The organism is Curtobacterium sp. PsM8 (assembly GCF_030433875.1).
In the GTDB taxonomy this organism is placed as follows: Bacteria; Actinomycetota; Actinomycetes; order Actinomycetales; family Microbacteriaceae; genus Curtobacterium.
On the sequence record NZ_JARUXD010000114.1, the window covers coordinates 1 to 6,761 of the forward strand.

General features: G+C 72.3%; 6 protein-coding genes. 2 read left to right on the forward strand and 4 right to left on the reverse strand.

Annotated features, from left to right (window positions below; genetic code table 11):
- Window positions 1–143 precede the first annotated feature (143 nt).
- From QCD68_RS16565 to QCD68_RS16580, 4 genes are all read right to left on the reverse strand, one after another.
- Window positions 144–356 carry an SCO4848 family membrane protein gene (locus QCD68_RS16565; RefSeq protein ID WP_111076340.1) on the reverse strand — a complete coding sequence of 71 codons (213 nt, stop codon included), beginning with the start codon at window positions 354–356 and terminating at the stop codon, window positions 144–146.
- 236 nt (window positions 357–592) lie between these two features.
- A complete protein-coding gene (locus QCD68_RS16570; protein WP_301223812.1) occupies window positions 593–1,519 on the reverse strand; it encodes a hypothetical protein in 927 nt (308 codons plus the stop codon).
- Window positions 1,516–1,980 (reverse strand): ImmA/IrrE family metallo-endopeptidase, encoded by a 465-nt coding sequence (locus tag QCD68_RS16575; RefSeq protein ID WP_301223813.1) that lies wholly within the window; start codon window positions 1,978–1,980, stop codon window positions 1,516–1,518. The genes QCD68_RS16570 and QCD68_RS16575 overlap by 4 nt, the downstream gene beginning before the upstream one ends.
- A complete protein-coding gene (locus QCD68_RS16580; protein ID WP_301223814.1) occupies window positions 1,977–2,417 on the reverse strand; it encodes a hypothetical protein in 441 nt (146 codons plus the stop codon). The genes QCD68_RS16575 and QCD68_RS16580 overlap by 4 nt, the downstream gene beginning before the upstream one ends.
- Window positions 2,418–2,476: 59 nt before the next feature.
- On the opposite strand from QCD68_RS16580, the gene QCD68_RS16585 reads away from it, so the two are divergent.
- Together QCD68_RS16585 and QCD68_RS16590 are read left to right on the forward strand one after the other, a co-directional pair.
- The gene (locus QCD68_RS16585) at window positions 2,477–3,121 is read left to right on the forward strand and encodes an IMPACT family protein (RefSeq protein ID WP_301223815.1); all 645 of its coding nucleotides are present in this window, start codon (window positions 2,477–2,479) and stop codon (window positions 3,119–3,121) included.
- Between the two features lie 230 nt (window positions 3,122–3,351).
- On the forward strand, window positions 3,352–6,672 hold the full coding sequence (locus tag QCD68_RS16590) for an SdrD B-like domain-containing protein (protein WP_301223816.1): 3,321 nt from the start codon (window positions 3,352–3,354) through the stop codon (window positions 6,670–6,672).
- Window positions 6,673–6,761: the final 89 nt, after the last annotated feature.

A 6,761-nucleotide genomic window follows, 5' to 3' on the forward strand; every position in this document is an offset into this window, starting at 1 on the left:
GGGCCGTCCGCCGGGGGCCGGCGTCGCGCGGGGGGCCGGGTGCGGCCCCGGCCGGGGGCCCCCGGGGGGGGCCCCGGGCGGGGGGCCCGGGGGGGGGGCCCCCCGGGGCCCCCCGTCCGTCAGATCTGGGTGCGGTGCCGTCGTCAGACGAGCAGCAGCACCGCGGCCACGACCGAGGCGGCGGCGATCGCGAGCCCGATGAGCATCAGGATGAAGTGCACGCGCCAGAACGTGGTCGGGCGGCCGGCGGCGTCGCGGGCCCGGGTGTCCTTCGCGACGCGCTGGAAGAAGCGCGGCCAGGCGATCACGTTGAAGACGGCACCGATGAACAGGACCACTGCGGCGAAGACGAGCACCCGACGATTGTACGTCCGGGCCTCGGCCGCCCCCCACGACCGGCCGAGACCCGCGGCCACACCAGGTGTAGCACGTGCTACAGAGCCTACACGAGGGGCGTGCCGGCCCCGACGGGCCGCGAGGGATCCGCGCCGGATGTTCACCGGGACGGGTCCGGGCCGGGTTCCGGGCCGGGTTCAGTGCCCGGTTCCGGGCCCGGTCCCGAGCCGTGCGCGGGCCCGCGCGCGGGCTCCGTTCAGGCGGTCGCGAGGACCGCTTCAGCCTCGGCGAGGGCCGCTCGGTCCGCGGCGTCGAGCGGTCGGCGGCTGCGACGCGCGCCGTCGTTGACCTCGACGATGAGCCGGCTCAACCGGGTCGCCGGGTCGTCCGAGTCGGGGTACTCGTTGTCGGTGCCGAGCCGCGCGTGCACGGGCTCGAGGCGCTGGAGCGCCCGGGCCAGCGCAGCACTGCGTCGGCCCTGCCCGACCCGGTGCCCGACGACCAGCAGGAGCATGCCGGAGGCGACCAGCAGGACGGCCCCCGGCGTCGTGATGTCGTACGGCAGGCCCAGGGCGTGCGTGACGTCGATCCGACCGGCGACGTGCGCCAGGTCCATCACGGCGACGACGACCATGCGGACGGCACCGAACACCCCACCGGCGACGAGCACCCAGAGTCCGACGCGGTCGAGGCCGGTGCGGGCCTCCCGGACGCGCAGCACGCAGATGGCGCCCGTCGCACCGAGCGCCAGGCCGAGGTAAGTCGTCTGCGCGATCGAGTACACGGCCGCCGTCGGCTGGTGTCCGACCGCGAGCATGAAGGTGGTCGTCGTCGGCACCGGGTCGAGCGTGGCGAAGGCCAGGACGATGAGCACGAGGACGACCGAGCACGAGCCGACGACGACGTTCCGCATCCAGACGCGCGCTGCCCCGACGGCCTTCGCGACGCCCCAGAGCAGCGTGCTGGTCCCCAGGACCATGAGCACGTCACAGACCAGCGTCAGCACGTTCCGACCACCGAGCAACGGGTCCACGGCGCGGTACAGCGGATCGACGCCGGCGACGATCGTCGCCGAGAACAGCAGGAACGTCATCGTCAGCGTCCGGTCCTGGCCGCGCTGCAGGAACGCCAGCACGACCGTGCCGGCGACCAGCAGGACCGCCTGGACCAGCGCGAGGATCACCCGAAGACCCCGCGGAACGGGCTGGGACGCTCGCGGTGACCCCGGATGAGCTGCGCGAGACGGTCCGCGAAGAGCTCGGCCTGCCGTTCGTACTCGTTCTCGAACAGGCCCCGGGCGAGCGCGCGCTCGACCTTGTACTGCGGCAGGTCCGGGATCAGGGCGCGGATCGCCGCAGCCTGGGGAGCGGACTCCTGGTGCCCGTGCAGGACGTGGCCGAGCTCGTGCCCGATCACGAACGCGCGGAACGTCGGGGACGGCGTCGGCGAGATCATCACCAGGTGCTGGTGCTCGAGGGTCGCCACGAAGCCGCACACCGGCTCGTCGGCCAGGAACGACTCTTCCCGGACCCGGATCGCCTTGCCGACGAGCTGCTCGGCAGCGGCGACGGCGTCCTCGATCCCCGTCCAGCCCGCGTCGGCACCCATCTCCCAGAAGCGTTCGAGGACGCGGGGGTCGCTCATGCGGCACCGCCGCGACGGGACTCCTGCTCGATGACCTCGGCGATGCGCCGGAGTGCGTCCGGGGAGAGCTCCCCCGGGAACGTCCGCGCCGCGAAACCGCTGACCCGTGCTGACCGGATCGACCGGACGAGTGCGAGCTGCGCGCCGATGCGTTCGGGCAGGTCGCTGTCCTCGAGCAGGAAGGCGTCGTCGACCTCGAAGAAGCCGGCCAGCAGTCGGAGGAGCTGGGTGTCGCTGTTGCGTCGGCCGTCCCCGGACACCATGTAGGTCCACTTCGCCCGGGAGAGCGACCCGCCGCGCGCGTCGACGTACTGCTCGATCTCGGCGAAGGGCACGGGGGCGCCGCGCTGCGACTCCTCGAAGTCGAGCAGCAGGTTGAGCCGACGCGCGAGTTCGCCCGCGTCGAGCACGCCGCCCTTCGGCAGTGATGCCGTCATCGTCGTCCCCCTTCGATCCCCGTGCTCCGCCATGCTACTGCCCGACTACCCTCGGTAGGGTGTCGCGCCGGTACCCCTCGACCATCGCCGGCCCGGTCGAGCACGAGTTCGTCGTCTCCCGCTCCCGGTTCGTCACGACCGCACACCCCGCCCAGGACCCGGCAGCCGCCGAGGCCGTGATCGCCGACGTCCGCCGACGGTCCTGGGACGCACGGCACCACTGCAGCGCGATGGTGACGGGCGTCCTGGGTGACCAGGCGCGCTCCTCCGACGACGGCGAACCCTCCGGCACCGCCGGGGTGCCGATGCTCGAGGTGCTCCGACGCCGCGACCTGACCGACGTGGTGGTGGTCGTCAGCCGGTGGTTCGGTGGGGTGAAGCTCGGCGCCGGCGGCCTCGTCCGCGCCTACTCGACCTCCGTGTCCGAGGCGCTGGACCGGGCGACAGTGGTCCGACGCGCCGCCCGCACCAGGGTGCGCGTCGCGGTGCCGCATGCCGACGCCGGGCGGGTCGACAACGCCCTGCGGGCCTGGGTGGCTCGTCATGACGCCACCTCGGGAGACACCGCGTACGGCGAACAGGCGGTGTTCGAGCTCTGGGTGCCGGCGGACGGGATCGCGGCCCTCGAGGCGGAGCTGGCGAGCGTGTCGGCGGGCGCGCTCGTGCCGGTGCTCGGGGAGGAGCGGGTCGTCGATCTCGAGTGACCCGAGGGTGCGAGATCGGTTCAGTATTTCGTGTTCATGTTGGGCGTATCACCTGATCATGTCGGCATATCATCGCCGGAGTCATCGACCTGCGATGCCTGAACCGACCAACAGACGGAGTCCTCATGCAACCACGCGCCATGACGCGTGCTGCTCTCGCGCTGGGTGTCACGCTCGCCGTGACCCTTCCGACCGCAGCCGCAGCGGCCACTTCGACCGACCCGCCATCGATGGCCGCCACCAGGGCCGTCGTCGGGTTGGCCCTCGAGATCGCGAAGGACGGCAACGGCCCGTTCACTCCGGAGGACGGTCCGGGGGCCGACGCGGGCGCCGGCAACAGGATCGTTCGGACTCTCGACGCCGTCACCTACCGCGTCACCATGAACTCCAGCGGCGGCCCGAGCACGAACGAGCGTTTCACCCTCACCGCTCCCGCGGGCACCTCCTGGGCCGGCGTCCCCGGCCCCTGCCAGGGAGTGGGGTCCTCGATCACGGGTGCCGATCTCGTCTGCAACCTCGGCGACGTCGCCGAAGGGCAGGCGGTCGCTGTCCCCGCCGTCCTCGACGTCTCCGGCGACCTCCGGAACGGCGACCGGCTCGACGTCGTGGCGACCGGAACGGCGGATGATGCCGAGAACGGCGTGATCACTGCAGCTGCACCGCCGGTGACGGTCTCAGCCGCGGCGCGGTACAACCTCAGCAAGAACATCACCGCCTCACGCCTGAACACGGGGGTCCTCGGTCCGGACGGCGCGACCCGCGGCATCCAGCTGGTCTACCCCGTCACCGTCGACTGGGAGCCGGTCGTACCGGGACAGGGCCTGTTGGGCTTCGAGCGGAGCGCCGGACCGATGACCTTCACCGACGACCTCTCGGAGATCCTCGGTGACGTCCCCTCAGGAGCCGTGCTCTGGAACGGCGGCCAGTCGGTCTGCGGGGTGAACGACCGGACGGACTGGCGGTTCGGCAACCTCCCCGGTGGTCGAGGTGGAACGAGCAGCAGCGTCACGGAGTCGGGCACGATCACCTGTGAACAGAAGGCGGCCGGCGAACCGGTGTCCGTGACGATCACCGGCACCGTGACGGACCCGACCCATCTACCCACGTCCGGGGTGACCGGAGTGCTGACGCAGCCGAACCGCGCCTACTTCGTCTCCGGCTACCTGTCCGTGTGGATGCCGACGCCGCCGGCGGACACGAGCGTGGACTCGGTGAACACGTACTCACCGCTGCGGACGGTCTCGATCAGCGGAGCTCCCAACTTCCCCGGCTCCACCGAACCCCTCGCCGACAACCGAGCGGCACGCAACATCACGGAGTTGGCGCCCGGTAACGGAAGCAAGCACCTCTACCGCGTGCACGACGAGGGCGCCAGCGTCTCGGCCGGTTCAGCACGGGAGGGTGACCCCTGGGTGACGCCGGGCACGCCACTCCGCAGTGACGTCACCGCCTGGAACAACGGCATCCGGCCCTACCAGGGCATGGTGCTCTGCGACACCTACGACCGTGCGACCCAGCGACTCACACGGCTCGGTACCCAACGGGTCGCGGCGTGGAGCACAGGACTCACCGGCGGGACCGTCCAGTACGCCGCCTACGACATGGCCAGCCCCGTCGAAGGCCAGCGGCAGGCGACGTGCGACGACAGCGCCGGCCCCTGGTACGACCAGCCCGAGGACGTCCCCGGCGGCATCGACAGGGTGGGAGCGATCCGTGCCACCGGTGACCTCGCGGGCGGCAGGACCGCAGCCCTGTACTCCTTCGTCGAGACGAAGGACGTCGCCGACGGCACCCGGGCTCGTGACTTCGGCCACCTGCGGTTCGGCACCGACGAGCCCTGGTTCCACGACGTCACCTCCGACCCTGGACTCGCTGCCGGCGGGCTCTCGGACAGCGTCCTCGTGACGGAGAACCTCGCCCGGGTCACGAAGAAGGTCGTCGATGCCGGGTACGACGCCACCGACACCCCGGACACGACCAGTTTCACCGTCGCGGGCAACACCCTCGACTACGCCCTCTACCCGTCCCTGACGAACGGCAACACGACTGGCAAGCCGTCCGACCTCACCGTCCGGGACGTCCTGCCGCCGCACGTCAACTACGTTGCCGGAAGTGGATCGCTCGCTCCGGAGACGGACATGATCACGGACGCCGACGGGCAGCGACGACAGCGTCTCACCTGGACCCTCCACGACGTCGCCCCCAACACCGAGGTGGCCCCGATCACCTACACCGCCGAAGTGGCGACGACCGCGCCCGCGGCACCCGTCGTCAACGAGGTCGTCGTCGCCTCACCGAGCGACCGATCGGACGAGCGGTACCGCGGGGCAGAGCGCGCCGTGCAGATCGTCGCCACCGGCGGAGTGGGGGTCCGGGAGACCGCCGTCGAACCGGTCGTCGTCACGGGCGACCACCTCGAGTGGCAGCTCGACTACACGAACACGGACGCCAGTCCGATCCAGGATGCCGACCTGATCGACGTCCTGCCGTTCGACCGGGACGCCCTGAACTCGTCCTTCAACGGCTCCGTCCGCCTCGCCGCAGCGGTCGTACCCGAGGCAGCGGCCGACGAGTCCGTCACGTACACCGCGGCGGCTCCGGGCGACGTCGACCTCGACGGGACGCACCCGTCGAACCAGCCTGGCGGGTCAACGCCCTGGTGCGCCGAGGTGGACTTCGGTACCGCAGGGTGTCCGGACTCCCTCGCCGACGTGACGGCCTTCCGCCTCCTCCGCGGCGCCCCCGTCGCCGTCGGCCAGACCGTCACCCACCGGATCACCGTGCAGACCGAGGGGCAGCACGACGGCGACCGGTACACGAACCGGTTCGGCCTGCGCGCCTCGAACCTGTCCCTGGGCGTGCTGTCGAACCCGGCGAGCATCCGCATCGTCGCCGGTGCCCTGGGCGACCACGTCTGGACCGACGAGAACGGCAACGGCATCAAGGACCCCGGCGAGCCGGGCATCGCGGGTGTCGACGTCCGCCTGACCGGGACGGACGACCACGGCGGAACCGTGGATCGTGCCACCGTGACCGACGGCGCCGGTGACTACCGCTTCGGAGCGCTCCGGCCCGGGGAGTACACGGTCGTCTTCCGCGCCCCCGAGGGCCGCTCGTTCACCCGTGCGCTGGTGGGGACGGACCGGACGGTGGACTCCGATGCAGGTCGGGACGGCCGGACTGCGGAGACCACGGTCGCACGGATCACGGACGCTGACGACGAGTTGGTCGGCGTGCAGCGGATCGACACGATCGACGCCGGGATCCTGACCGGGAACGACGTCGTCGATCCGCCCGGCACCGTCGATCCGGGCTTCGGCGTCGTCCCGGTCGAACCGGACCTCCCCGGCGACTCCGGGGAGTCCGGCGACGCCACCGCCTCCCCCACGCCGGCCCCGGCGTCCGAGGACAGCAGCGCCGGCGCGACGAGAACGGCGGGCGCGCTCGCGTTCACCGGGAGCACGGGCCTGCTGGCCGTCAGCACGGCGGCACTGCTCCTGACGGCCGCGGGCGGGGTCCTCGTCGGGCTCCGACGGGTGCGGCGGCAATGACCCCCGGGCGGGGGGGGGGGGGGGGGGGGGGGGCCCCCCCCCCCCCGGGGGGGGGGGGGGGGGGGGGGGGGGGGCGGGGGGGGGCGGGG

Excerpts from the sequence above, each read along its gene's own strand:
- QCD68_RS16575 (WP_301223813.1), bottom strand. The coding sequence starts at position 1,980 with ATGAGCGACCCCCGCGTCCTCGAACGCTTCTGGGAGATGGGTGCCGAC.
- QCD68_RS16580 (WP_301223814.1), bottom strand. The coding sequence starts at position 2,417 with ATGACGGCATCACTGCCGAAGGGCGGCGTGCTCGACGCGGGCGAACTC.
- QCD68_RS16590 (WP_301223816.1), top strand. The coding sequence starts at position 3,352 with ATGGCCGCCACCAGGGCCGTCGTCGGGTTGGCCCTCGAGATCGCGAAG.